This window comes from Agromyces sp. NPDC055658, assembly GCF_053618155.1.
In genome coordinates this window covers 44,118-65,301 of the sequence record NZ_JBSHHD010000002.1, presented here as the reverse complement: position 1 = coordinate 65,301, position 21,184 = coordinate 44,118, and the positions used below count along the sequence as shown (strand labels likewise).

The following is a 21,184-nucleotide window of genomic DNA, read 5'->3' as shown; positions in this document are numbered from 1 at the left end:
TCTCGTCGTACGACCAGAGCCCTGCCGTGAACCTCCCAGCGGGTGAGCTGATCGCCCGGGGCCGCGAGCCTTGGAAGCGAATCGCCGATGCCGCTCAGTCGCGTGGCGCACTGCCGACGGTCGTGATCGACACCTATCCGGGTGCAGACCTCGACGCGCTCATCGCACAGGCGCAGGAGGGGCTTCCCGACTTCGATGTCATCAATTGCGAGTCCGCAGCGATCGGTGGGGCTGAACTGACGGCGTGGATGCAGGACAACCTCACCGATGACCGCGTGTTCGGCGTCCTCTCGCACGCGACCATCGACGCCTTCTACGATGACGCTGCCATCGCGGCCCTGCGCCGCGCCATTCGCGAGCGCGAGCGCGGCGTGGTGCTCATCGGGTGGGGTGCCGCGATGGTGCAACCCGCCGCCGATGTGCTCGTTCTCGGCGAACTCGCTCGATGGGAGATCCAGCTCCGGTATCGAGCAGGCATGGCGAACTGGCATGCGGCGAACGGCGACGAGGACACCCTCCGGAAGATCAAGCGCGGGTACTTCGTCGAATGGCGAGTCGCTGACCGGCATAAGCGACCACTGCTCGAGACGGCGGACTTCGTGCTCGATCTCAACCGCTCGAACGAGCCGGCACTGATCAGCGGACAGGGCTTGCGTGGTGCCCTGACTTCGGTGACCACCCGCCCATTCCGTGTCGTGCCCTACTTCGATCCGGGAGTGTGGGGCGGACAGTGGATGAAACGTGTCTGCGGCCTCCCCGACGGCACGCCGAACTACGCGTGGTCGTTCGACGGCGTGCCCGAGGAGAACAGCCTGCTGCTGACCGATGGCGCATCCACCTTCGAGATTCCCTCGATCGATCTGGTTTTCCTGCACCCGAAAGAACTGCTCGGCGAACGCACGCACGCACGATTCGGCGCCGAGTTCCCGATCCGATTCGACTTCCTCGACACGATGGAGGGCGGCAACCTCTCGCTGCAGGTGCACCCGCTCACCGACTACATCCGCGACAAGTTCGGCATGTCGTACACGCAGGACGAAAGCTACTATCTTCTGGACGCTTCCGACGACGCCGTCGTCTATCTCGGCTTGAAGACCGGAATCGATCGGGGACGGATGACCCAGGACCTGGTCGCAGCACAAGCCGGTGAAATCTCGTTCCCGGCCGATCGCTACGTGAACGAGTGGCCGGCCCGTAAGCACGATCATTTCGCGATCCCCGCCGGAACCGTGCATTGCTCAGGGAGCAACTCGATGGTGCTCGAGATCTCCGCCACCCCGTACATCTTCACATTCAAGATGTGGGACTGGGATCGAGTCGGGCTGGACGGCGTTCCTCGTCCGATTCACATCGAGCACGCCCTCGAGAACATCCAATGGGACCGCGACACCGAATGGACGAAGCGGAACCTCGTCGGGCAGGTTCAGCAGATCGCGTCCGGCACGGGGTGGGTCGAGGAACGCACCGGATTGCATGAGCTCGAGTTCATCGAGGTGCGTCGACACTGGTTCACGGGCACGACCCCGCACAACACGAACGGAACAGTGAACGTCCTGAATCTCGTCGAAGGGGTCGAAGCGATCGTCGAGTCGCCCGTCGGCGCATTCACGCCGTTCGTCGTGCACTACGCGGAGACGTTTATCGTGCCGGCCAGGGTAGGGGAGTACACGATCCGCCCCTTCGGCCGTGGCGAAGGAAAGCGCCATGGCACCGTCAAGGCATTCGTCCGAGGCACTGAGCGCAACCTCTGCACGCCGGGGCAATCCGAACCGGGGCCGAAGGCATGACGCTGCAGCCCGTCCTCGAGATCGGCGGCACTCATGTCACAGCGGCCGTGGTCGAAGGCGGCGTATGGGAGGTCCGCCGGCAACGCCGCTTTCCACTCGACTCGCACGCGCCTGCCACCGTGATCCTCGACACACTGGCCAACGCTGCACGCTCGGTGTACGAGGGAACCGCGGCGCACTGGGGGGTGGCGATTCCCGGACCCTTCGACAACACGATCGGGGTAGGGAGTTTCACCGGTGTGGGCAAGTTCGAATCGCTCGCGGGTCTGCATCTGGCAACGGAACTCGCATCGAGGATGCCGGAGGTCGCGGACGCGTTCGTCTTTGTGAACGACGCGGACGCGTTCGCGATGGGAGAGTGGATTCTCCTCGACCCAGCTGTCGACCGAGCGGTGTTCCTGACCCTCGGCACCGGCGTAGGATCGAGCTTTCTCGACCAGGGGAAGCCGGCCGCGGGCGCGGCGGGGATCCCGCCCCACGGGCACGTCCACCACTTGGAGTGGAACGGCCTGCCCATCGAGGAGACGGTCTCGCGTCGTGCGCTGATCCGTGGATTCGAGTCGGTGACCGGGATTCGCCTTGACGTACACGAAATCGCCAGTCGCGCGCGGGAAGGCGATCGCCCGTCGAAGGCCGTCTTCGATCGGGCGTTCACCGCACTCGGCGAATGCATCGCCCCCTCCGTGACAACGTTCGATGCCGACGTGATAATTGTGGGTGGGTCGATCGCCAGCTCCTGGGAGCTTGTGCACAACCCGCTCGGTCGAGGACTCGACGCCGGAGGCCTTAACGCGGCCGACCGATTCCTGTGGCGAGCGAGATCGCCGCACGTTTCACCGCTTGTTGGCGCGGCGCGAGCGGCACGACTTCTTCAGGCGGTTCATCCAGAGTGAACTGTGGCTCCCACACGGATCCTCGAAGACTGAGCTGGGATAGGGGGCGTCAGGCGCGCCACGATGTAGGACTGGGAGTCGGGAAGCCCGGCCCTTCAACGGATGCGAACTCGTTCGTTGTGCCTTACCGCCCGGCAGGCGGATGCCCCGAATGTTCGACGCTCAGCATAGAGAAGGAGCCCTCGGGCGCTGGAGTGCATCAGCGAGGCACCGGGGCGGGTGGCGCTTGCGCTCCGTCGGGCCGTCCGCGCTCACTCGTGCGGATCGCGGGTGGCAGCGATTGCGTCGTCTATCGCGGCATCCGAAGAAGACCGGGCCGATGGTAGCGAGGGCGGGACTCGAACCCGCGACACCACGGAAGCGGCGGGGTCTTACTCGAGCTTCTCCCCGCGATCCGCGTTCTCTCAAGAAATCCCGGGCTAGCCCAAGAAAATCCGAGATCTCCGAAGTGCCGGGCCTTTCGCATCTCCGCTGCGCCTCACCGCCACGTGCGTCGGCAGCGCGCCGCTCACAGCTAGGCTGACGTGGTGCAACTCGGCCTGGTCTTCGCGCTCGCATGGGCGGTGCTCGCCCTCGTCGCCGGCATCGCGCTCGTCACCCGGCGGAGGTGGCTCGCCGAGACGATCGCGGCGGAGCGCCGGTCGCGCCCGGGGCGCGCGGCGGCGCGCGCCCCGAGCCGGGCCCTGTTCGTGGTCATCGGCCTGCTCTTCATCGTGATGGGGCTCTTCATCATCGGCTGGTGGGTCGCGACCTCGCTGTGACCCGAGTGCCGTGAAGGCCCGGCGTACGTCGCAGGGCCCTCGCGCATCCCGGCCCCTATGCAGGGGAGAAAACGTGCCCGGGACTAGACCGTGCCCGTGGGCGGCCAGACGCCGATGATGATCGCCATCACGACGACGGTGACGAGTTCGTGCGCGATGTTCATCGTGGTGAGCGCGGCGGGGCGCCCCTCGAAGGCGTCGTGCGTGATGAAGCGAGCGGCCGTGAAGCCGGCCCAGAGCGCGATCGCCGTCACGACGGCCGACAGCAGGAATCCGCCGCCGTAGAAGTGCCAGGCGATCGCCGTGCTGCCCGCGAGCACCCAGGCCGTGATGAAGCTCACGAGCACGGTGACGACGATCGGCCCGACGGCGCTCGCCCCCGGTCGGTCGATGTCGACGTCGGCGAGCTTCGCCCACTTCATGCCGAAGACCTTCGGGGCGTACCAGATCGAACCGATGACCATGCTCGAGAGGGTGGCGAGCAGGACGGTCCAGTAGTTGATCTCGGGAACCATGAGAACACCCTTCCGTGGGCGAGAGGCGGCGAGGACCGCCTCGCTGTGGCACGGCATGCGGGCTCGCATCCGTTATGCCGCATTCTGCTCCTGCCGGAAGTCGACGGGCGGTATTTCCGCATCTCCGTCGCGGCATCACGCCGATGGACGAGAGCGGGGCGCCCGGTCAGCACGACGGGCGCCCCACCCGGGCTCATCCGGCGACGTGCACCGTGACCTCGCCGCCGGCGGTCACGCCGGCGGAGTTCTCGAGCTCGACCGTGTAGCGGTGCTCGCCCGGCGAGGCATCCTCGATCTCGAACGCGACGACGCGCTCGGCGTCGGCGCCGCGGTAGGCCCGGTCGATCACGCGGCCGCTCTCGAGCAGCCGCACGACCGTGGTCGGCCGGCCCTTGCCGGTCTTCACCTTGATCTCGTAGTCGCCGTCGGCGTCGGGTCCCTTGCGCGGGCCGGTGAGCGCCGTCACCTCCGCGCTCGGGGGCGCGGAAGTCGCGCCGTCGGCCCCGGCCTCCTTCCACATCGCGCCGTTGAGCGGCGTCACCGTGAGCGATTCGATCGCGGCGTCGCCGCCGTCGGCGAAGAGCCCGATGCGGTCGGCGCCGGCGTTCGGGAACACCTGGTCGGTGATGGTCGTGCGCCCGTCGGCCGTGAACACCTCGACCGAGGCGCGGTCGACCCAGACGGTGAGCGCGATGCGCCCGTCGGCGAGCGGCACGGCGACGTCGTCGACCGACGCGAAGGCGGGGTGGAAGCCGGTGACGCCCGAGTCGCGACGGTCGACGAAGAGCCGACCCGACCGAGCGTCGTAGCCGATTCGCGTCGCCGACTCGTCATCGCCGAGCACGGTCAGCCCAGCGGCATCCGCCGAACCGGGGTCGATGACCGCGTCGATGCGCACCCGGTCGCCCGAGATCGGCAGGGTCTCGGTTCCCGAGGCGATCGCCCGGCCGCCGGCGGCTGCCGCCGGATCGATGAAGGCGCGGTCGGGCTGCTCGAGCTCGGCGAACTCGGGCACCACCTGCTGCGTCAGGCGCGGTCCCTTCGGCGTCGTGACGAGGGCGACCTCGCGCGGCAGCGTCATGGCGCTGCGCCACGAGCCCGTCGGGATGTCCTGCGCGTAGTCCCAGTCGTTCATCCAGCCGAGCATGACGCGGCGGCCGTCGGGCGCGTTGTTGAACGACACCGTGGCGTAGTAGTCGCGCCCCCAGTCGAGCCAGTCGTAGCCCTCGATGCGCGGCGTCGCCGCGGCATCGGCGAACATCACCTGGTCGACGAGCACGTGACCCCAGCCCGACCGGTTGTTGTCGACGATCCGAATGGATGCCTCGCGGCCGGCGAACTCCGACACGTCCCAGCTGCGCCAGTCGAGGCCCTCGCTGTTCGTGCCGGTCGCCGAGCGCACGACCTCGCCGTCGACGATCAGGTTGACGGTGGTCTCATCCGAGCGCACGACCGCCGGTTCGGCACCCAGCACGAAGTGGTCGGCGGTCAGGTGGCCCCAGCCGCCGGTGGCGGCGTCGTGCACGCGCAGCCTGGCCTCGCGGCCGGCGTATTCCGAGACATCCCAGCTTCGCCAGTTCAGGGCGCCCGCCTCGGGACCGGTTGCGGACCGCACGACCTTGCCGTCGACGAGGAGCTGCACGTCGAGCGAGCCGTCGGTGCGCTTGCCGCCGCCGACGAGGAAGCTCAGGTGGTCTTCTCCGGGCTCGATCGTGAAGGCCGGCGAGGTGAGGTCGCCGGTGTTGTCGTCGCCCTTCGGGCCGCCCTCCCAGGTGTTGATGCGCTTCTGGCCGAGGGAGTACTCACCGCCCGCGGTCGAGGGGTTGCGTGCCGGATCGGTCGCGAAGTCGCCCGTCACGCTCCAGCCGCTGTCGGCGAGGGTCGTGCCGTCGGGCAGCTCGAAGTCGAAGAGGGTGCGACCCGCCGGCGGCTCGTTGCCGAGCTGTGCGCCCTCGACGTGGGGGTGGTTGCCGCCGCCGACGAGCAGGTTGACGAGGTCGTGCTCGACGGTGAAGGTCGGCGAGTCGATGGTGCCGACCGGCCAGTCGCCGTCGTTGAAGCCGTTGACGAGGCCGGCGCCGATGAAGCCCGACACCGGGTTCTGGCCGGGCAGGCTGCCGGCCGCGGGTGCGTCGCCCCACGGGCCGTTCTTCCAGTTGCCCGGCTCGTTCCTCACCGTCCAGCCGTCGTACGTGCCGTCGTCGAAACCCGCGAAGACGGTGCCGTCGGGCAACTGGTCGGCGCTCACGGTGCTCTCCGACGTGAACGTCGTGCCGTCGAAGTCGCCGACGAAGTACTGGCCGCCCGAGCCGCCGTTCGGCGCGCCGGGGTTGAGGTTCACGACGAGCACCCACTTGGTGTTCGCCGGGTCGCCGTCGACCGCGAGCGGGAACAGGTCGGGGCACTCCCAGATGCCGCCGGTCGCGTTCGCCGGGCCGAAGGTGCTGAGCTCGGTCCACGACTTCAGGTCGTCGCTGCGCGAGAGGATCACCTGGTAGCTCGTCGCCTCGACCGCGGCCATCACCCAGTACGACTCGCCGGTCCCGGGGTTCGTGTAGCGGAACACCTTCGGGTCGCGGAAGTTCGCCGAGTCGCGGTCGTAGACCGGGTTGCCCTCGTACTTCGTCCACGTCTGCCCGTGGTCGAGCGAGTAGGCGAGCGACTGCGCCTGCTTGCCCGCGTGCGTCGGGTGGGTGCCGGTGTAGGCGCTCGTGTAGATCGCGACGAGGGCCGGGTCGTCGGCGGTGCCGAAGCCCGTCGTGTTGCCCTCGTCGACGACGACCGACCCCGAGAAGATGTCCTCGATCGCGGTGCCCGACTCGTCGAAGGTCTGGGGGATCGCGAGCGGCTGCTCCTCCCAGTGCACGAGGTCGGTGCTCGTGGCGTGGCCCCAGCTCATGTTGCCCCAGCGGGTGCCGTTCGGGTTGTGCTGGAAGAACAGGTGCCAGGTGCCGTTCTCGTACACCATGCCGTTGGGGTCGTTCATCCAGTTGCGTTCGGGCGAGAAGTGCAGGTACGGCCGGTACTGCTCGCTCGCCGGGTCGGGTGCGTCATCGGCCATCGCCGGTGCCGCTGCGGCGAGCGTGCAGCCCGCCGCGGTCACGGCCGCGACTGCGGCCAAACGGAGTCTTGATACCGTCGTCATCGATCGATTCGCCCTTCATTGCGCGGAAGTCGTCACCCGAGGTGACATCGTTGTCAGGTTCGACGCCGGCGATGCTACGCAGTGTCCGCCGGACAATGCAAGGGCCGTTTCGCCGGGTGTCCCGCGGGCAGGATGCCGAGCGCGGCGGTGCGCGTCAGCTGCCGAGCGCGTCGGCCGGCCCGACCAGGTGCGGCACCCGCAGCAGGGCGCCCTCATGGCGCACGGTCGCGGCCGCGATCGTCATCGCGGCGTCGAGGGCGACCGACCAGGATGCCTCGTCGACGGGCATCCCGCCATGGCCGATGTGGTGCGCGACGGCCGACAGGGTCGCGTCGCCCGCCCCCATCGTGTCGATCACCGGGCCGGGCAGCGAGGCGATGCCGGCGTGCACGTGCACGCCTCCGTGATGCACCGACGCGCCCTCGCGCCCGGCGGTGGCCAGCACGGCGAGGGGGCGGGTGCGCGAGGCATCCGGGGCGTCGACGGACGCGGCACCGCGCAGGCGCGCGACGAACGCGTCGAGCCCGTCGCCGAGCAGCAGTGCGGCGTCTTCGTCGCCGACCTTCACGAGCAGGGCACGTGCGGCGACGCGCTCGAACCCGGCGAGGAACGCGGCGCGGTCGCGCAGCATGCCCTCGCGGGGATTTCCGTCGACGACGAGCCGGCGCTCGGGCTCATCGATCGCTTCGACGAGGGCGTCGAGCTGCCGCGCGTCGTCGAAGGGGAAGCAGCTCACGACGACGAGGTCGGCCCCGGCGATCGCCGAACGCGCCCGGTCGTCGAAGTCGAGTCGTCGTCGCCGCGCGGCCTCGTTGAACTCGTAGCGCGGCTCGCCGTCGCGGCGGTCGGAGATCGCGCGCGACGTGCCGAGGGGCGACGGGGTCGCGACGAGCCGCACGCCGTAGTCGGCGAGGTACGCGCGGATGCGCCGCCCCGGCTCGTCGTCGCCGACCATCGCGACGAGCGTGACGTCGTCGCCGAGGAGCGACAGGCCCACCGCGACGTTCAGTGCGGCGCCGCCGACGAACTCCCGCGCGCCGAGCAGGTCGCGCAGCTCGTCGATGAGCGCGTCGCCGATGACGGTCACCCGCGTGGCGCGAGGCCGCGCACCGCCCGGCGTCGTCGCGCCCGTCACCGCTCGGCCTTCGGCGGCAGCTCGCCCGATCCGCGCACGATGAGCGTCGTGGGCACGACCGTGCGGAGCGCGGGCGCCTCGTCGCCGTCGAGGCGTGCGAAGACGCGCTCGGCGGCGAGGCGGCCGATCTCCTGCGGATGCTGCGCCACGACGGTGATGCCGGGATCGAGCAGGTCGCCGAGCGGTACGTCGTCGAATCCGACGAGCGCGGTGTCGTGGTGTCGACCGAGTTCGCGCAGTGCCCGGATCACGCCGATCGTCACGAGGTTCTGCGAGCTGAAGATCGCGGTCGGCGGCTGGTCGCCCGCGAACAGGGCGAGGGTGGCCTCGCGGGCGGTCGCCTCGTCGTGCAGGCCTTCGACGACGGGGATGTCGCGTGTCGCGACGCCGGCCCGGCCGAGCTCCTCGAGGAATCCGCGGCGGCGCTCTCGCGCGGTCTGGATTCCGGCCCGGTCGCCGAGGTAGGCGAGGCGGCGATGGCCGTGCTCGAGCAGGTGGCGGGTGGCGAGCGCCGCACCGTCGGCGTTGTCGCTGACGACGGAGTCGGAGGTGAGGCCTGCGGGCTCGCGGTCGACGAAGACGACGGGGGTGCCGCGGCGCAGCTCGGGCGCGAGGTACGCCTGGCTCTCGGAGACCGTCGTGAGGATGAGGCCGTCGACCCGGCGACGGAGGAACGCCGCGACCGCCTCCTGCTCGCGGGCGGGGTCGTCGTCGAGGCTCGAGGCGAAGACGGCCACGCCCCGGTCGGCCGCCGCGTCTTCGACGGCGCGATGCACGGCGCCGGCGAAGGGGTTGTCGACGCTGCCGACGAGGAGCCCGAGGGTGCGGGTGCGGCCATCGGCGCGACGGAGGTTGCCGGCGTGCAGGTCGGGCTGGTAGTCGAGCTTGCGGGCGGCGGCGTTGACCTTCTCGATCGTTGCGGCCGAGACGTTGGGCTCGCCGTTGATGACGCGCGAGACGGTCTTCACGCCGACGCCCGCGAGCGCGGCGACGTGTCGCATGGTGGGTCGCGATCGGGTGCCGCCCGCTGCGGGCTCCGACTCTGACAACGGTGTCACGTTTCGGTCTCCAATGTGCTCGTTGGACTTGACTATACACATGGTGATCGGCTAGACCTACCTTTGACATCGTTGTCAGGAGGACAACGGGTCCCCCACACCAGAGGAGATTCATCGATGAATCACGCAGCAACCGGCGGGCTCCGCCGTCGACTGATCGCCGGCGTCTCGATCACCGCCGCAGCCGCCTTGGCCCTCACGGGCTGCGCGTCGGGCAACGGCTCGAGCGCGTCGGGCAGCGACGAGGAGATCGGCGTCTCGCTCATCGTGAAGACGACGACCAACCCGTTCTTCGTCGCGATGCAGGACGGCGCGAAGACCGCCGCCGACAAGCTCGGCGTCGACCTCACGCTCGCCGCGGGCAAGGAGGACGGCGACGAGGACACCCAGATCCAGGCGATCGAGAACGCCATCTCGAAGGGCGACGCCGGCATCCTGATCACCCCGAACGGCCCCGGCGTCGAGGACGCGCTCGTGAAGGCCCGCGACGCCGGCCTCTACGTCATCGCCCTCGACACCCCGCCCGCCGACCCCGAGGCCGCCGACATCACCTTCGCGACCGACAACTTCCTCGCCGGCCAGGAGATCGGCGAGTGGACCGCCGCGAAGCTCGACGGCGAGAAGGCGACGATCGCCATGATCGACCTCTTCGACGACAAGGTCGTGTCGGTCGACTGGGCTCGCGACCAGGGCTTCCTCGACGGCATGGGCATCGACCTCGCCGACGACCAGACGAACGGCGACGAGGAGAAGACCGGCGACTACTCGGGCGGCGAGTACGAGATCGTCGGCAACGAGGCATCCCAGGGTGCCGAAGACGGCGGCCGCACCGCCGCCGAGACGTTGCTGTCGAAGAACCCCGACATCAACGTCGTCTACACGATCAACGAGCCCGCGGCGTACGGCGCGTACCAGGCGTTCAAGGCGGCCGGTGCGACCGACGACCTCATCGTCGTCTCGGTCGACGGCGGCTGCGCGGGCGTGGAGAACGTCGCCGACGGCGTGATCGGCGCGACGAGCCAGCAGTACCCGGTGAAGATGGCCGACCTCGGCGTGCAGGCGATCTTCGACCTCGTGAAGACCGGCGAGAAGCCCGAGACCAGCGACGGCCTCGACTTCTTCAACACCGGCGTGGCCCTCGTCACCGACGACCCCCAGGACGGCGTCGAGTCGATCGACACCGCCGAAGCCGGCGAGATCTGCTGGGGCTGATCGCACCAGCCGCCTGAACCCGGTGCGGGTCGGGTGACGGATGCTGCGGCATCCCGCCCCTCCCCGGCCCGCACCGACCGCCCGGGCGACGCCGCTCCGCGGCATCCCGCCCCTCGTACCACCGCACCGACCGACACGACGGAGTCTCAACGTGAGTCAGCACACCACCGAACCGGCGCCCGCGGCGCCGGCCCAGCCCACCAGCGGGCCGCCGACCTCGGCGCTCGACCTGGCCGAGGAGTTCCTCGACCGCTCAACGCCGCTCAGCCGCATCCGCAACGTCCTGCACCGCTACCCGGCGATCAGCCCCGCGATCGTGCTCGTCATCGCGGTCATCGTCTTCGGTCTGCTGAACGACCGGTTCCTGAACCCGGCGAACCTCTCGCTCATCACCCAGCAGGTCGCCGTCGTCGGCACCCTCGCCGTCGCGCAGACGCTCGTCATCCTGACCGCCGGCATCGACCTCTCGGTCGGCGCCGCCATGGTGCTGAGCTCGATGGTGATCGCGCAGACGAGCGTGAACCAGGGCATCCCCGCCGTGCTCGCGCTGCTGCTGGGGCTCGTCGTCGGGCTCGCCGCCGGCGCGCTCAACGGCGTGCTCGTCACGCGGCTCAAGCTGCCGCCCTTCATCGTCACCCTCGGCACGCTCAGCATCTTCGTCGCGCTCACCCTGCTCTACTCGGGCGGTGCGACGGTGCGCGGCGGCGAGATGCCCGAACTCCTCACCTGGACGGGTTCGACGTTCGACATCGGCGGGGTCAACTTCACGGTCGGCGTGCTGCTCATGCTGCTGCTCTACGTGGCGATCGCACTGATCCTGTCGAAGACCGCGTGGGGGCGGCACGTCTACGCGGTCGGCGACGACCCCGAGGCCGCGCGGCTCGCCGGCATCAGCGTCAGCCGCGTGCTCATGAGCGTCTACCTCGCGGCCGGCGCGATCCTCGCGCTCGCCGCGTGGATCCAGATCGGCCGCACCAACGCCGCCTCGCCGAACGCGGGCGCCGAGCTCAACCTCGACTCGATCACCGCCGTCGTCATCGGCGGCACGAGCCTCTTCGGCGGCCGCGGCACCGTGTGGGGCACCCTGCTCGGCGCACTCATCGTCGGCGTGTTCCGCAACGGGCTCTCGCTCGCCGGGCTCGACGTGCTCTGGCAGACGTTCGCCGTCGGCGTGCTCATCATCGTGGCCGTCTCGGTCGACCAGTGGATTCGGAAGGTACGCAAATGACCACCGCAACGCCCGCAGGGGCTGCAACGGAAACCCGCACCCCCGTGCTGCAGGCACGCCGGCTCGTGAAGACCTTCGGCCGGGTCGTCGGCCTCGACGGCGTGAGCCTCGAGCTCTACCCGGGCGAGGTGCTCGCCGTGATCGGCGACAACGGCGCGGGCAAGTCGACGCTCATCAAGTGCCTCACCGGCGCCTACATCCCCGACGAGGGCGAGCTGTTCCTCGACGGGCAGCCGGTGCACTTCAAGCGCCCGCAGGACGCGCGGGCGGCCGGCATCGAGACGGTGTACCAGAACCTCGCCGTCTCGCCAGCGCTCGACGTCGCGTCGAACCTGTTCCTCGGCCGCGAGGTGCGCAAGAAGGGCATCCTCGGCTCGGTGTTCCGCGTCGTCGACCAGAAGGGCATGCGCAAGCAGGCGCGCGAGCAGCTCACCTCGCTCGGCATCTCGACCCTGCAGGACGTCACGGTGCCGGTCGAGAACCTGTCGGGCGGCCAGCGCCAGGCCGTCGCGGTCGCCCGCGCCGCAGCCTTCGGGTCGAAGGTCGTCGTGCTCGACGAGCCGACCGCCGCGCTCGGCGTGCGCGAGTCGAACCAGGTGCTCGAGCTCGTGAAGCGGCTGCGCGACCAGGGCATCCCCGTGATCCTCATCTCGCACAACATGCCGCACGTGTTCGAGGTGGCCGACCGCATCCACATCCAGCGGCTCGGCAAGCGCGCCGCGACGATCACGCCCGAGTCGCACTCGATGACCGACGCGGTCGCGATCATGACGGGCGCGTCGCAGGGATGACGCGACCCGGGCGACCCGCCGGACCGGTGCGTCTCGTCGCCGAGTTCACCGCCCTGCCGGGGCGCGAGGAGGAGGTCGAGCGCCTCCTCCTCGCGCTCACCGAGGACGTGCGCCGTGAACCGGGATGCCTCGACTTCACCCCGCTCAGGGTCGTGGGCGCGCCCGTGCCCGCGCCAGGGGCCGACGCCGTGGTCGCCGGCCCCGCACCGGCGGGTCGCCGCTTCATCGTCACCGAGGCGTACCGCGACGCCGCGGCCTTCGCCGCGCACCTCGCCGCACCGTACGGGGCCGTGTTCAACACCGCGCTGGGACCGCTCATCGAGGAGGACGGGTCGCAACTCACCTTCGTGCAGCCGCTCCCGTGAGGGGGTCGCGCTTCCAGTAGCGTTTCGGGGGATCCCTTCCGCGCAGAGGAGCACCATGCCCATTCCCGCCGACGACCCCCGACTCGTGACCCCGCACACGGCCGCGGCCACGCGATACGACGACGTGCCCTTCCGGCGCGCGGGCGCGAGCGGCGTGCGACTGCCGCGCATCTCGCTCGGGCTCTGGCAGAACTTCGGGCGCGACCGCTCGATCGAGAGCCAGCGGCAGATCCTGCTGCACGCGTTCGATCGCGGCATCGTGCACGTCGACCTCGCGAACAACTACGGGCCGCCGTACGGCGCCGCCGAGTCGACGTTCGGGAGCGTGCTCGAGACCGATCTCGGCCGCTACCGCGACGAGCTCTTCGTCACGACGAAGGCGGGCTACGACATGTGGCCGGGCCCGTACGGCGACGGCGGATCGCGCAAGTACCTCGTCCGCTCGCTCGAGCAGAGCCTCGCCCGCATGCGCACCGACCACGTCGACGTCTTCTACTCGCACCGCGTCGACCCCGAGACGCCCATCGAGGAGACCATGCAGGCGCTCGTCGACATCGTGCGCAGCGGCAAGGCGCTCTACGTCGGCATCTCGAACTACCCGGCACCGCTCGCTCGCCGCGCCCACGAGCTGCTCGCAGGAGAAGGCGTGCGGCTGCTGCTCCACCAGCCGCGGTACTCGCTGTTCGATCGCACGCCCGAGGCCGAGCTCTTCCCGCTGCTGACCGAGCTCCGGGTCGGCAGCGCCGTGTTCTCGCCCCTCGCGCAGGGACTGCTGACCGCGAAGTACCTCGACGGCGGCATCCCCGCCGATTCGCGGGCGGCGAACAGCCGGTTCCTCGACGGGTCGGCCATCACCGACGACTACCTGCGCCGCATCCGCGGCATCGACGGCGTCGCGAAGCAGGCGGGCCTGTCGATCCCGCAGCTCGCGGTCGCCTGGGTGCTGCGCAACCCCGCCGTGACCACCGCCATCATCGGCGCGTCGCGCCCGGGGCAGATCGACGAGGCGGTCACCGCCAGCAGGGCCGAGCTCTCGGCCGACGTGCTCGCCGCGCTCGAGGAGTTCGCGGCGCCGTCGGGCGGCCCGCTCGCGGACTGAAGCCGATCGTTCCTCGCCGCGCCCATCGACGGCTCGGCGTGCGAGGGACCACGGCTCTCGGCGCTTCGGCGGAATTCAGCTGTGCCGGTTCCGCCTCATCGTGAGGCGGAACCGGCATCGCCCGAACGGACGACGGTCGTCACGCACCCGCGCTCGGATCGCCGCCGTACTCCGCCGACCACGAGGGCGAGCATCGCAACGCCGAGTTCGATCGCCGCGAGCGTGAGCGCGAGGGCATGCACCGCCGCCGTCGCGCCGCCGATCGGGGCATCCGCACCGCCGGAGCCGCCGACGAGGGCCGCCGCATGGTGCCCGCCCGCGCCTCCCACGCCCGTGAGGTGGACGACGAGCATCGCGAGCGCGGCCACCGCCATCAGGCTCCACTCGCCCGTCGAGGGCAGCGCCGTGCCTCCGCGGTGCAGCATGCAGGCGGCGCACGCCGCCGCGAGCGCGAGCATGGCGAGCGAGCGCCAGTCGGGGGCGCCGACGGCGAGCCACACGTGCAGGCCGACGCAGAGCGCGGCGACCGCGGCCATCGCGGCGCGCACGGCCAGCGCCGCCGACGCGCGGCGCGGCGGCCGCGACGGCCCGTGCGCGCGCGTGGCCGCGCCGCGCCGGTCGGCGGTGGCGGTGATTGTCGTCATGGGTCGCTCACGTCGTCGAGGGCTCGGTGCCCGGCTGGATGAGTGCCAGCCTCCCACCGGGGTCGGCCGGGGTCTTGCCCGTCGCCGCCCGGAGCTTGCCGATCCCTGCACGACGCCCGACGACGACGGCGGCGACCCGCATCACGCCCACTGGAACCACGTCGTCTTCCAGTCGGTGTAGTTGTCGAGGGCGTGGCGCGACAGGTCGCGGCCGAAGCCCGACTGCCGGAAGCCGCCGAACGGCGTCGTCAGCCCGAGCGCGTCGACGGTGTTGACCGAGACGGTGCCGGCGACGAGCCGCTCCGAGAGGCGGTGCGCGCGGGCGAGGTCGGTCGTCCACAGCGAGGCGGCGAGCCCGTAGTCGGTGGCGTTCGCGAGCCGCACGGCCTCGTCCTCGCCGTCGAACGGCAGCACCGCCACGAGCGGGCCGAACACCTCGACGCGATGCAGGTCGTGGTCGGCGGCGAGGCCGGTCACGATCGCAGGCCGCAGGTAGGCGTCGGAGCCGGTGATCGTCACGCGCTCACCGCCGCTGACGAGCGTGCCGTCGCCGGCCGCGAGCGCGATCGCCGCGCCGACGTCGTCGGCGTGCGCCCGGCTGATGAGGCTGCCGTTGCCGTCGGTGCCCGCGAGCGGGTCGCTCGGCTCGTACGCACGGGATGCCTCGGCCAGGAGCTGCACGAACTCGTCGTGGGCGCTCCGCTCGACGAGGATGCGCGAGTTCGCCGAGCACACCTGTCCCTGGTTGTAGAACGCACCGAAGGCCGCCTTCGCGGCGGCGAGTCCGAGGTCGGCGTCGGCGAAGACGAGGTTCGAGCTCTTGCCGCCCGCCTCGAGCGCGACGCGCTTCATGTTCGAGGTGCCGGCATCGACCATGAGCTGCTTGGCGACGGCGGTCGACCCCGTGAACGCGAGCACGTCGATACCGGGATGCCGCGCGATGCGCCCGCCGACGGTCGAGCCGCGACCCGGGACGACGTTGAGCACGCCCGCGGGGATGCCCGCCTCGAGCGCGAGGTCGGCGAGCCGCAGCGCCGTGAGGGATGTCTCGGTCGCGGGCTTCAGCACCACGCTGTTGCCCGACGCGAGGGCCGGCGCGAGCTTCCACGCGGCGATCTCGAGCGGGTAGTTCCACGGCACGATCGCACCGACGACGCCGAGCGGAACCCGGCGCACGAGTGCCGTCGAGCCGGGCGGGGTCGACGGGATCTCGTCGAACCGCTTGTCGGCGAGCTCGCCGTACCAGCGGAACGTCGCGGCGGCGCCCGGTACGTCGACGACGCGGGTCTGCGCGATCGGCTTGCCCGAGTCGAGCGTCTCGAGCAGGGCGAGCTCGTCGAGGTGCTCCATCATGAGGTCGGCGAGGCGCACCAGCACGCGCCCGCGCTCGGCCGCGTCGAGGCGGCTCCAGCGGCCGTCGTCGAACGCCTGCCTGGCACGGTCGACGGCGAGGTCGACGTCGCGCTCGGTGCCCGCGGCGAGGTCTGCGAGGTGGGTGAGCGAGCCCGGGCTGATCACCGGGATCGTGGCGCCCTCCGAGGCATCCACCCGCCGGCCGTCGATGACCGCGCGGCCGTCGATCGCGAGTTCGCGGCTGCGCGCCGCCCAGTCGATGGTGGTCATGATGCGTGCTCCCGGGGGTTCGAGGCGGGGTCGTCCGAGGTGACGACGTCGATCGCCGTCCAGGCCATCAGGACGGCGGCGTCGGTGAGGGCGCGTTCGGCGGCAGCGCCGACGCAGGCCGCCGCGAACTCCTTCTGGTGGTTGGTGTGCGGCAGCGAGCCGACCCCGATGTACGGGTGGATCGCGGGCACGAGCTGCGACACGTTGCCCATGTCGGTCGAGGCGCGGTTCATGCGTCCGGCCACGAGCGGGTCGGCGAAGACGCGGCCGCGCTCGAGCGCGTTCGCCCGGTAGGCCGCGAGCGCCCGCTCGTCGGTGCGGAACTCGGCGTAGGGCTTCGACTCGGGCGTGATCGTGAGGCTCGCGCCCGAGGCGAGCGCTCCCGCCTCGAAGCAGCGGCGCACGCGCTCCTCCAGCACCTCGAGCTCGGCGAGCGAGCTCGCGCGCGCGTACCAGCGGCCCTCGGTGCGCTCGGGGATCGCGTTCGGCGCGAAGCCGCCGAGGGTCTGGATGCCGTGCACCCGCGTGTCGGCGGGCAGCTGCTGGCGCAACAGGCCGATCGCGACCTGCGCGACGAGGAACGCGTCGTTCGCGTTGACGCCGTCGTCGGGGTAGGCCGCCGCGTGCGCCGAGACGCCGTCGTAGGCGACGTGGCTGTGCGAGACGGCGAACGGCCGCGCCTCGGCGACGTCGACGGGCCCCGGGTGCACCATCATCGCGAGGTCGAGGTCGCCGAACGCGCCCGCCTCGATGAGCTCGATCTTGCCGCCGCCGCCCTCTTCGGCCGGGGTGCCGTAGACCCGCACCGTGATGCCCAGCTCGTCGGCGACCCGCGCGAGCGCGAGCCCGGCGCCGACCGCGCTCGCCGCGATGAGGTTGTGCCCGCACGCGTGCCCGAGCCCGGGCAGCGCGTCGTACTCGGCCATGATGCCGATCGTCACCGGCCCGCTGCCCGCCTCGGCGAGCAGGGCGGTGTCGTAGCCGAGGTAGGCCGGCGTGACGTCGAACCCCGCGGCGGCGAGCGCGTCGCCGACCCAGCCGGCGGCGCGGTACTCCTGCCACGCGGTCTCGGGGTGCGCGTGCAGCGTGTCGGAGAGGGCGACGAGCGAGGCGGAGGCCTCGGCGACCGCCGCATCCGCGGCTCGCCTCATCGCGACGCTCGCGTTCATCGTGGCGGCGGCGCTCGCCGCTGCGACCGACTCACTCATCGCCGGGCACTCCGTACGACGGCGCGGCCGACGGGTCGAGCGCGCGCGTGACGTAGTCGTCGCGCTGCGGCAGCCAGACCTCGACGAGTCGTCCGAGCTCGCCGATCGGGTCGTCGTCGACCCAGTCGACCCGCAGGTCGGTGACCCGCCAGCCGTTGCCGCGCACGACCGAGAGCCCGGCGGAGTGCACGGGCCCGGCCTCGCCGCCCGCGTCGATCGCGGCGCGCAGCGCCGCGAGGAGGCGCATCTCGAGATCGCCCTCGGTCTGTTCGAACCGCACCACCATCGCCGCGGGGATGTCGGCCGACGCCAGCATGTTGCCGCCGGCTGCGACGCCGTCGCCCCGTGCACCGCCCTGGGCGTCGGCGAACACGCCCAGCGCACGCTGCCCCGAGTGCACGGCGGTGCGGCCCTCGGCGTCGACGACGAGGAGCTGGCGGAACTCGAGGTGCTCGCGGCCGTCGGCGACGGCGGCGAGCGCCTCGGCGGCCGAGTCGCCCGCGGCGAGCCGCTCGAGCACGGCAGGTCCGAGCCTCGGGTCGGTGACGTTCTGCGAGTTGACGCCGCCGACGCCGTCGGCGAGGTGCACGCAGCGGGCGGCCACCGCGGGCGATGACGAGCAGATGGCGGAGCCGATGGCGCCGGAGGCATCCCGGGCGACGATCGAGAAGGTCATGCGCCGGCTCCTTCGGTGCGGGTGCTGATGACCGCGGTCGCGTCGATCTCGACGAGCCACTCGGGGCGCGCGAGCGCGCTCACCACGAGTCCGGTCGAGACCGGGAAGACGCCCTTCAGCCAGCGCCCCATGACCCGGTAGACGGGCTCGCGGTAGCGGGGGTCGATCAGGTAGACGACGACCTTCACGATGTCGTCGAGCGACGACCCGGCCTCCTCGAGGAGCATCGCGATGTTGGCCATGGCCTGCTCGGCCTGCGCCTCGACGTCGCCGATGCCGACCGACTCGCGCGTCTCGAGGTCCTGCCCGATCTGGCCGCGGAGGTAGACGACCCCGCCGGCGACGACGGCCTGGCAGAGGTCGTTGTCGAGGTTCTGCTCGGGGTACGTGACCTTCGTGTTGAAGGGCCGGATGCGAGTGTGCGTGGTCAACGGAGGGCTCCTGTCGTGGTGAGGGCGGCGATGTCGGGGGCGGATGCCTCGGCTGCGGCCGCGGTCGTCACCGAGGCCGCCTCGTCGTAGGCGCGGTAGCTCTGCTGGATGCCGATCTGGTCGGCCACGTACTTGGCGTCGTGCCACACGCCCCAGATGAAGCTCGACCCGCGGCGCGACTGCCACGGCAGGCCGAGGAAGTACACGCCGGGCTCGACCGAGACGCCGCGCTGGTGGCGGGGCCGGCCGCGCTCGTCGAACGCGTCGACCTCGAGCCAGCCGTAGTCGGCCGCGAACCCGGTCGCCCACACGATCGAGGTGACGCCCGCGGCGGCGAGATCGAGCTCGAGCACCGGGTCGGTGACGCACGCCGGGTCGGGGCCGAGGCGGCGCGCCTCGGGCTCCTCGGGGAGGTCGAGGCCGTTGCGCTCGACGTAGGCGTCGGCCTCGTCGAGGAGCGCCAGGTAGTCGGCGTCGCCGCCCGCGATGTTCGCGGCGAGGTCGGGGGCGAAGTGCATGACGCCGTCGTCGTACGCGCTCGCACGGCCGACGAGGGTGATGCCGTCGGCGGCGAGGCGGCGGAAGTCGACGGTGTGGCCGCCGCGCGCCCCGCTCACGGCGATCGTCACGTGCTCCGCGCCGGCGGCGGGAGCCGAGGCATCCCACTTGCCCAGGACCCCCAGCCACCAGCAGAAGTCGCGGTCGCGGTAGGCGCGGGGCGGGCGGGCGTGGGGGCCGACGGCGAGGTGCACCTGCCGTCCGGCGGCGCGCAGTTCGTCGGCGATCTGCACGCCCGACGAGCCGGCCCCGATCACGAGCACGCCGCCGTCGGGCAGCTGCTGCGGGTTGCGGTACGAGCTCGAGTGGAGCTGGTGCACGCGCGCGCCGTCCGGAACGATCGCCGGGATGACGGGCTTCTGGAAGGGACCGGTCGCGGCCACGACGAAGCGGGCGACGTACGAGCCGTCGGTGGTGTCGACGTCGAAGCCGGGCTCGCCGTCGCGCCGACGCACCGAGACGACCTCGACACCGGTGCGCACCGGGGCGGCGATGAACTGCGCGTACTCCACGAAGTACTCGGCGACCCGGTCCTTCGACGCGAACGCGTCGGGGGAGAGGCCGGCGAACTCGAGGCCGGGGAACCGGTCGTGCCAGGCGGGACCGTTCGCGACGAGCGAGTCCCAGCGCCCGGTGCGCCACCGTTCGGCGATCCGGTCGCGCTCCAGCACGACGTGCGTGACGCCGCGTGCGCTCAGGTGCTCGCTCATCGCGATGCCCGCTTGGCCTGCGCCGACGACGACCACGTCGACCTCGTGACTCGACATGCCGAAACTCCATTCCGACCGGCGTCTTCACCGGTGGAATCAGGCTAGGAAACGCCATTGCATCTGTAAACCAGACAATGCTGAGGCAGTGCATCAGATCGATTGATACACTCGTCGCATGGCACGACTCGGCCGATCGGACCTGACCCTGGTGCAGCTGCGGTACTTCGTCGCGGCCGCGACCAAGCGGTCGATGACCGAGGCATCCGTCGACCTGCATGTCGCCCAGTCGGCCGTCTCGACCGCGATCGCGCAGCTCGAACGCACCCTCGGCGTGCAGTTGTTCGTGCGGCAGCGCAGCAAGGGCCTCGCGCTCACCGAAGCCGGCGAGCAGCTGCTGCGCGACGCGCACTCGCTGCTCGCCCAGGTCGACGAGATGGCCGACGCCGTGCGCGGCCATCACCACGACGTGCGCGGCACCCTGCGGCTCGCGTGCTTCGTGACGCTCGCGCCGTTCGTGCTGCCGACGCTCATCTCGCGCGTCGAGGCGGAGCACCCCCGCCTGCGCATCGAGGTCTTCGAGGCCGACGCCGACGGCACCGTCGCGATGCTGCTCAACGGCTCGGTCGAGGCCGCCATCGCCTACGACTTCGGGCAGCTCCACGACCTGTCGTTCGACCACCTCTTCTCGGCGCCGCCCCACGTGATCCTGCCGGCCGACCACCCGCTCGCGGCGAGCGAGCGCATCGAGCTCTCGGCGCTCGCCGGGCAGGACCTCGTACTGCTCGACATGCCGCACTCGCGCGAGTACTTCCTCGGCATGCTCGCCGCGGCGGGTGTCGAGCCGCAGATCCGCTACAGCTCGCGCAGCTACGAGACCGTGCGTTCGCTCGTGGCGCGCGGACAGGGCTACTCGATCCTCAACCAGGTGCCGCGATCGCCCCAGACCTACGACGGCGGCGAACTCCGGGCCGTGGCGATCGCCGACGACGTGGCGCCGCTCGACGTGTGCCTCGTGCGCGTCGCCGGGGTGCGGCCGACGGCGCGGGCGCGGGTCGTCGCGACCCTCGCGCGCGAGCTGTTCGGGGCGCCGCAGGGGTAGGGGCCGGGCGGGTGCACGCGTGCCCGCCGCCGGGCGGGTGACGCGTGCACGCGTGCCCGCCGCCGGGCGCGCGTGGCGGCATCCGGGCCTTGCGCAGGATATTTCGACCGGCAGGCCCGTATGCGGGGGTGCGTGTCGGATATTCCTGTTCACGCAGCGTGGGCAGGTGCCGGGTGGGGTCGGCGGCGGGCGCGCGTGGCGGCATCCGGGCCTTGTACAGGATATTTCGACAGGCAGGCCCGTTTA

At 71.2% G+C, this 21,184-nt stretch carries 20 protein-coding genes; 9 read left to right on the top strand and 11 right to left on the bottom strand.

From position 1 onward, the window contains the following. Positions 1 to 26 precede the first annotated feature (26 nt). The 3 genes from ACWGPE_RS01585 (at position 27) to ACWGPE_RS01575 (ending at position 3,441) form a co-directional block, all read left to right on the top strand. Positions 27 to 1,787: a class I mannose-6-phosphate isomerase gene (locus tag ACWGPE_RS01585; RefSeq protein ID WP_231428748.1), complete on the top strand. Its 1,761-nt coding sequence runs from the start codon at positions 27 to 29 to the stop codon at positions 1,785 to 1,787. Further along, complete coding sequence (locus ACWGPE_RS01580; RefSeq protein WP_231428747.1) at positions 1,784 to 2,680, top strand: ROK family protein; 897 nt, start codon at positions 1,784 to 1,786, stop codon at positions 2,678 to 2,680. The genes ACWGPE_RS01585 and ACWGPE_RS01580 overlap by 4 nt, the downstream gene beginning before the upstream one ends. Before the next feature lie 527 nt (positions 2,681 to 3,207). Then, positions 3,208 to 3,441, top strand: a complete 234-nt coding sequence (locus ACWGPE_RS01575) for a hypothetical protein (protein WP_275506191.1) — start codon at positions 3,208 to 3,210, stop codon at positions 3,439 to 3,441. Positions 3,442 to 3,524: 83 nt separating this feature from the next. Here ACWGPE_RS01575 and ACWGPE_RS01570 read toward each other — a convergent pair whose 3' ends face one another. The 4 genes from ACWGPE_RS01570 to ACWGPE_RS01555 all read right to left on the bottom strand — a co-directional run bounded on the left by ACWGPE_RS01570 (position 3,525) and on the right by ACWGPE_RS01555 (position 9,237). Further along, positions 3,525 to 3,956, bottom strand: coding sequence for a DUF1761 domain-containing protein (locus tag ACWGPE_RS01570; protein ID WP_452047957.1), 432 nt, complete (start codon positions 3,954 to 3,956; stop codon positions 3,525 to 3,527). 193 nt (positions 3,957 to 4,149) lie between these two features. Continuing rightward, entirely contained in the window at positions 4,150 to 7,017 is a 2,868-nt protein-coding gene (locus ACWGPE_RS01565) for a GH32 C-terminal domain-containing protein (RefSeq protein ID WP_452048014.1), read from the bottom strand. 238 nt (positions 7,018 to 7,255) lie between these two features. Next, a complete protein-coding gene (locus ACWGPE_RS01560) occupies positions 7,256 to 8,236 on the bottom strand; it encodes a PfkB family carbohydrate kinase (protein ID WP_231428744.1) in 981 nt (326 codons plus the stop codon). After that, positions 8,233 to 9,237 carry a LacI family DNA-binding transcriptional regulator gene (locus tag ACWGPE_RS01555; protein ID WP_231428743.1) on the bottom strand — a complete coding sequence of 335 codons (1,005 nt, stop codon included), beginning with the start codon at positions 9,235 to 9,237 and terminating at the stop codon, positions 8,233 to 8,235. Before ACWGPE_RS01555 ends, ACWGPE_RS01560 begins: the two co-directional genes overlap by 4 nt. 174 nt (positions 9,238 to 9,411) lie before the next feature. On the opposite strand from ACWGPE_RS01555, the gene ACWGPE_RS01550 reads away from it, so the two are divergent. The 5 genes from ACWGPE_RS01550 to ACWGPE_RS01530 all read left to right on the top strand — a co-directional run bounded on the left by ACWGPE_RS01550 (position 9,412) and on the right by ACWGPE_RS01530 (position 13,989). Continuing rightward, a complete protein-coding gene (locus ACWGPE_RS01550) occupies positions 9,412 to 10,506 on the top strand; it encodes a substrate-binding domain-containing protein (RefSeq protein ID WP_231428742.1) in 1,095 nt (364 codons plus the stop codon). Positions 10,507 to 10,657: 151 nt separating this feature from the next. Next, complete coding sequence (locus ACWGPE_RS01545; RefSeq protein ID WP_231428741.1) at positions 10,658 to 11,734, top strand: ABC transporter permease; 1,077 nt, start codon at positions 10,658 to 10,660, stop codon at positions 11,732 to 11,734. After that, positions 11,731 to 12,525 (top strand): ATP-binding cassette domain-containing protein, encoded by a 795-nt coding sequence (locus ACWGPE_RS01540; protein ID WP_452047956.1) that lies wholly within the window; start codon positions 11,731 to 11,733, stop codon positions 12,523 to 12,525. The genes ACWGPE_RS01545 and ACWGPE_RS01540 overlap by 4 nt, the downstream gene beginning before the upstream one ends. Then, complete coding sequence (locus ACWGPE_RS01535) at positions 12,522 to 12,890, top strand: putative quinol monooxygenase (protein WP_452047955.1); 369 nt, start codon at positions 12,522 to 12,524, stop codon at positions 12,888 to 12,890. Before ACWGPE_RS01540 ends, ACWGPE_RS01535 begins: the two co-directional genes overlap by 4 nt. Before the next feature lie 55 nt (positions 12,891 to 12,945). After that, the gene (locus ACWGPE_RS01530) at positions 12,946 to 13,989 is read left to right on the top strand and encodes an aldo/keto reductase (protein ID WP_452047954.1); all 1,044 of its coding nucleotides are present in this window, start codon (positions 12,946 to 12,948) and stop codon (positions 13,987 to 13,989) included. Positions 13,990 to 14,084: 95 nt separating this feature from the next. Here ACWGPE_RS01530 and ACWGPE_RS01525 read toward each other — a convergent pair whose 3' ends face one another. From ACWGPE_RS01525 to ACWGPE_RS01495, 7 genes are read right to left on the bottom strand one after another with little or no spacing between them, the layout of a single operon-like run. Next, positions 14,085 to 14,633, bottom strand: coding sequence for a hypothetical protein (locus ACWGPE_RS01525; RefSeq protein WP_452047953.1), 549 nt, complete (start codon positions 14,631 to 14,633; stop codon positions 14,085 to 14,087). A gap of 7 nt (positions 14,634 to 14,640) precedes the next feature. After that, positions 14,641 to 14,775, bottom strand: a complete 135-nt coding sequence (locus ACWGPE_RS01520; RefSeq protein ID WP_255679799.1) for a hypothetical protein — start codon at positions 14,773 to 14,775, stop codon at positions 14,641 to 14,643. Continuing rightward, a complete protein-coding gene (locus ACWGPE_RS01515) occupies positions 14,775 to 16,256 on the bottom strand; it encodes an aldehyde dehydrogenase family protein (protein ID WP_452047952.1) in 1,482 nt (493 codons plus the stop codon). The genes ACWGPE_RS01520 and ACWGPE_RS01515 overlap by 1 nt, the downstream gene beginning before the upstream one ends. Beyond that, positions 16,253 to 17,464, bottom strand: coding sequence for a M20 family metallopeptidase (locus tag ACWGPE_RS01510; RefSeq protein WP_452047951.1), 1,212 nt, complete (start codon positions 17,462 to 17,464; stop codon positions 16,253 to 16,255). Before ACWGPE_RS01510 ends, ACWGPE_RS01515 begins: the two co-directional genes overlap by 4 nt. After that, positions 17,457 to 18,140, bottom strand: a complete 684-nt coding sequence (locus tag ACWGPE_RS01505; RefSeq protein WP_231428735.1) for a DUF1028 domain-containing protein — start codon at positions 18,138 to 18,140, stop codon at positions 17,457 to 17,459. The genes ACWGPE_RS01510 and ACWGPE_RS01505 overlap by 8 nt, the downstream gene beginning before the upstream one ends. Next, positions 18,137 to 18,571 carry a RidA family protein gene (locus ACWGPE_RS01500; RefSeq protein WP_231428734.1) on the bottom strand — a complete coding sequence of 145 codons (435 nt, stop codon included), beginning with the start codon at positions 18,569 to 18,571 and terminating at the stop codon, positions 18,137 to 18,139. Before ACWGPE_RS01500 ends, ACWGPE_RS01505 begins: the two co-directional genes overlap by 4 nt. Further along, a complete protein-coding gene (locus tag ACWGPE_RS01495; protein ID WP_452047950.1) occupies positions 18,568 to 19,896 on the bottom strand; it encodes a flavin-containing monooxygenase in 1,329 nt (442 codons plus the stop codon). Before ACWGPE_RS01495 ends, ACWGPE_RS01500 begins: the two co-directional genes overlap by 4 nt. Before the next feature lie 118 nt (positions 19,897 to 20,014). Between ACWGPE_RS01495 and ACWGPE_RS01490 the strand changes: the two genes are divergently transcribed. After that, complete coding sequence (locus tag ACWGPE_RS01490) at positions 20,015 to 20,938, top strand: LysR substrate-binding domain-containing protein (protein ID WP_452047949.1); 924 nt, start codon at positions 20,015 to 20,017, stop codon at positions 20,936 to 20,938. Positions 20,939 to 21,184 lie beyond the last annotated feature (246 nt).